The organism is Actinomycetota bacterium (assembly GCA_013152275.1).
Classification (GTDB): Bacteria; Actinomycetota; Acidimicrobiia; order Spongiisociales; family UBA4744; genus BMS3Bbin01.
In genome coordinates, this window is record JAADGS010000001.1 from 1 (window position 1) to 3,870 (window position 3,870).

The 3,870-nt window shown below is 62.8% G+C and carries 5 protein-coding genes and 1 tRNA gene; 4 read left to right on the forward strand and 2 right to left on the reverse strand.

The genetic code is table 11. The features are described from left to right. Window positions 1–63: 63 nt before the first annotated feature. The gene (locus GXP34_00005; protein ID NOY54360.1) at window positions 64–306 is read right to left on the reverse strand and encodes a hypothetical protein; all 243 of its coding nucleotides are present in this window, start codon (window positions 304–306) and stop codon (window positions 64–66) included. Window positions 307–546: 240 nt separating this feature from the next. Between GXP34_00005 and GXP34_00010 the strand changes: the two genes are divergently transcribed. The 4 genes from GXP34_00010 to GXP34_00025 all read left to right on the forward strand — a co-directional run bounded on the left by GXP34_00010 (window position 547) and on the right by GXP34_00025 (window position 3,804). Next, window positions 547–807, forward strand: a complete 261-nt coding sequence (locus GXP34_00010; protein ID NOY54361.1) for a helix-turn-helix domain-containing protein — start codon at window positions 547–549, stop codon at window positions 805–807. Further along, entirely contained in the window at window positions 756–1,718 is a 963-nt protein-coding gene (locus tag GXP34_00015; GenBank protein NOY54362.1) for a transposase family protein, read from the forward strand. The genes GXP34_00010 and GXP34_00015 overlap by 52 nt, the downstream gene beginning before the upstream one ends. A gap of 248 nt (window positions 1,719–1,966) precedes the next feature. Then, window positions 1,967–2,164 carry a hypothetical protein gene (locus tag GXP34_00020; GenBank protein ID NOY54363.1) on the forward strand — a complete coding sequence of 66 codons (198 nt, stop codon included), beginning with the start codon at window positions 1,967–1,969 and terminating at the stop codon, window positions 2,162–2,164. Continuing rightward, a complete protein-coding gene (locus tag GXP34_00025) occupies window positions 2,161–3,804 on the forward strand; it encodes a recombinase family protein (GenBank protein ID NOY54364.1) in 1,644 nt (547 codons plus the stop codon). Before GXP34_00020 ends, GXP34_00025 begins: the two co-directional genes overlap by 4 nt. Here GXP34_00025 and GXP34_00030 read toward each other — a convergent pair. Continuing rightward, window positions 3,783–3,870, reverse strand: a tRNA-Leu gene (locus GXP34_00030). The two genes, GXP34_00025 and GXP34_00030, sit on opposite strands and share 22 nt — an antisense overlap.

The window sequence follows — 3,870 nt, forward strand, 5'->3', positions numbered from 1 at the left end:
TGCGTGACGATTCGGGGTCTTGTTGATCTTCGGTGGAGACCCTGCCGTAGAACGCGAACCGCATCACGAAACCGAGCGTACCGCAGAAGCGACCGTGCATGCGACATTCGCCCCGGCATGCTGCTTCGCTGCGCGTAGCAGGATGCGCAGCAGCACCTCGGCTGCAGCCTCGTTGAGAATCGGAGGTCCCGCAGCGTCAATCACGACCCTGGTCGGTGTCCTCGCTAGCTGGCCGATACCTATCTCGGGAGTCGCTTCCATACCCCGCAGGTTGCGGCAGAACCCTGTCAGCAGAATGCCCGACACCCTGTCACCCCCGGCCGGCTGATCGGCACCGCCCTTGCGTGTCCGCCCGAGACACCGGTGGGGCGGTGGGGGAGTGGCCGGATCGAAAAGATGTTCATTCCGGGGAGATCGGTGACAGATCGTTCCGGACACATGTGTGACAGTGTTCCGGGGAGATGTGTGACACCACCGAGTTGATTGCTGCATGCTGGCCTTCGAGCTTCGGTTTGGAGGTTGGCGGTGGCTTTGAAGGTGGTGACGATGGCAGAGTTACGTTTAGAAGTGTTGATGGAGGCCGAGCGCACCGGGTTGACGGTGACCGAGATCTGTAAGAGATACGGGATCTCCCGCCAGACGTATTACCGGTATCGACGCCGGTATCTCGCCGAGGGCCTCCCCGGGTTGCAGGACCGGTCCCGCCGCATCCTGCGAACCAGATCCCAGCCGAGTTGGAGGTGCGGATCGTTCAGATGCGTAAGGGTCATCCCCGCTGGGGGGCACGACGTATCGGTGCCGAACTGACCCGCGCCGGTGTCGATGCGCCTGTCGTGTCGACGATTCATCAGGTGCTGGTCCGTAACGGCCTCATCGCTGCCCGACCACCGCGCCGTCGCAAAGCGAACAAACGGTTCGAGCGGGACATCGCGAACGATCTGTGGCAGATCGACGCCACCCGTATCGTCCTTGCCGATAACGCCGAGGTGTGGGTCGTTGACGTGATCGATGACCACTCCCGCTACCTCCTCGCTGCCCTCGCCGGGCCGGCTGCGACCGGGGATCTGGCATGGGACGCCTTCGAGATCGCCGCTTCACGTTACGGGCTGCCCCGCCAAGTGCTCTCAGACAACGGCCTGATCTTCACCGGAAGACTCCACGGCACCGAAGTCGCCTTCGAAGTGTCACTCAAAGAGTTGGGGGTCGAGCTGATCAACTCGGCGCCCTATCACCCCCAAACGCTCGGGAAACTCGAACGGTTCCACCGCACCGTCAAGGAATGGCTCACCGACCAAGGCCCCCCAGAGACCCTCGAGGATCTCCAAGAACTCCTAGACGGGTTCCGGTTCCACTACAACCGGCGCCGACCCCACCAAGGCATCGCAGACGCCACACCCGCAGAACGCTACGGCGTCGCCCCCACCGACCCCGATCCGATCCGGCTACCTGGTCCCGACGAGATGACCGAACCGACCTACCCGCCCGACGCCTACGTTCGCAAAGTCGGTGCAACCGGCAACATCGGCTGGCGAGGCAAACTCATCCACGTCGGAATCCGCTACGCCCGAGCCCACGTGCGGGTCATCGAAGTCGACCGGCTCACCCACATCTACCACGGTGACGCCCTCATCCGGGCCCTCACCATCAACCCCGACCGGTACTACCAACCCAAACAACGACGACGACAACCCCCACGACGACGAAGAAGTGTCACATAAGATCCAAGTACAAGGTGTCACACATCACCCCGGTACAAACAGCTCATTGACGAGAACAACCCCAACCCTGTTACCAGAGTGTTATCAGAGTGTCCGTAACCCTTTCAACCGGATCTTTTCGGCCCGGCTGCTCCCCCACCGCACCTCGCCCGTTTCGTGGCAACGCGAGACGGTGACGCTGACGAGTCGGCGGGCCGCGACAGGGTGTTTGGCATTCTGCTGAAAGGGTCGCATCGCATCCTGCCGGTATGGAAGCGACTCCCGAGACGAGTATCGGCCGGCTGGCGAACGAGCAGGCCAACGTCGTCATCGACGCCACCGGTCCCCCGGTTCTCAACGAGGCTGCAGCTGTGGTGCTACTCCGTATCCTGCTGCACGCCGCTGAGCGCGACGGTATGACGAATGTCGCACACTCTGCCGCTTCTGCGGTACGCTCGGATTCGTGATGCGGTTCGCGTTCTACGGCAGGGTCTCCACCGAAGACCAACAAGACCCCGAATCGTCACGCAACTGGCAGCTCGCCCGGTCCCGCCAACTCATCGAACCCGACGGTGAGATCGTCGCCGAGTTCTTCGACATCGGCCAGTCCCGTTCCCTGCCCTGGTCACGTCGCCCCGAAGCCTCACGGCTCCTTCAGGTTCTCGCCGATCCTGACCGCGGGTTCGAAGCGGTGGTGATCGGGGAACCGCAACGGGCGTTCTATGGCAACCAGTTCGGTCTCACCTTCCCCGTGTTTGTCCACTACGGGGTCGGCCTGTGGGTCCCAGAGGTTGGTGGTGCGGTCGACCCGGGCTCAGATGCGCACGAGATCGTCATGAACCTCTACGGAGGGATGAGCAAAGGTGAACGCAACCGCATCAAAACCAGAGTCCGCACCGCGATGGCCGCCCAAGCCGCCATCGAAGGCCGATTCTTGGGTGGTCGGCCACCCTACGGCTACCAACTCGTCGACGCCGGCCCGCACCCCAATCCTGCCAAAGCGGCGGCCGGCCAGACGTCAAGGAAGCTCGAGCCCAACCTGCTCACGGCGCCTGTCGTCGAGCGTATCTTCAGCCAGTTCCTAGCCGGCAAGGGGATTCATGCCATCGCCCGCGATCTCACCGCCGAAGACATCCCGTGTCCCTCGGCCGCCGACCCTGCGCGCAACCGTCACCGACTGACCGGCAGCTCAGCCTGGCAGCCGACTGCTGTGCGAGCCATTCTCGACAATCCCCGCTACACCGGATATCAGGTGTGGAACCGGCAGCGACGTGACGAGGTTCTCATCAATGTGCATGACGTCGGCCTGGGTCACGAGACCCGCATGCGCCGTAACGATCCGACCGAATGGATCTGGTCGAACGAACCGCCCCATGAGCCTCTCATCACCCGTCAGCAATACGACGAAGTCCAGGAGCGGTTCCGCAAGAACCGACGTACTTCTACCCGCCAACCCAAAACGGGGAGGCGTTACCTGCTGGCCGGCCGTATACGCTGCGGCCAGTGTGGCCGGCGTATGGAAGGTGCCTGGAACCACGACCGTCCCTACTACCGCTGCCAGGTCCACCGCAACGACAAGGTCGATCGCAATGGGCATGCCGCCACGATCTATGTGAGGGAAGAAGCGTTACTTCCCGGCCTGGACGAATGGCTCGGAGAACTCTTCGACACCGGACACCTCGACGACACATGCCGGGCCCTCGCTGAAGCCGCCCAACCCGATCCCGACGACGAAGCCCGACACGACAAGATCCGGAAACGGATCACCAAGCTCGACCGTGAACTCGACGGCTACCGCAGCATCGTCCGCAACGAACCCGAAGCAGCAGCAACCGTGGGACGCTGGATTGCTGAGACCACTCAGGAACGCCGGCGCCTCGAAACATTCCTCGGCGTCAGAGCGTCCACCCGACTCACCAAAGACGACATCAAAGCTCTGGTGGCCAGCCTGCGAGACATCACCGCGACACTCGCTGACGCAGACCCCACAGACAAAGCCGCCGTCTACGAAGAGATGGGAATCGACGTCACCTACCACCAAGACGGCCAGGTTCTCGTCGAGTCCAGACCCCGTGTAGTTAGCGATGGTGTCGGAGGGGGGACTTGAACCCCCACGTCCTATTCGGACACTAGGCCCTCAACCTAGCGCGTCTGCCTATTCCGCCACTCCGAC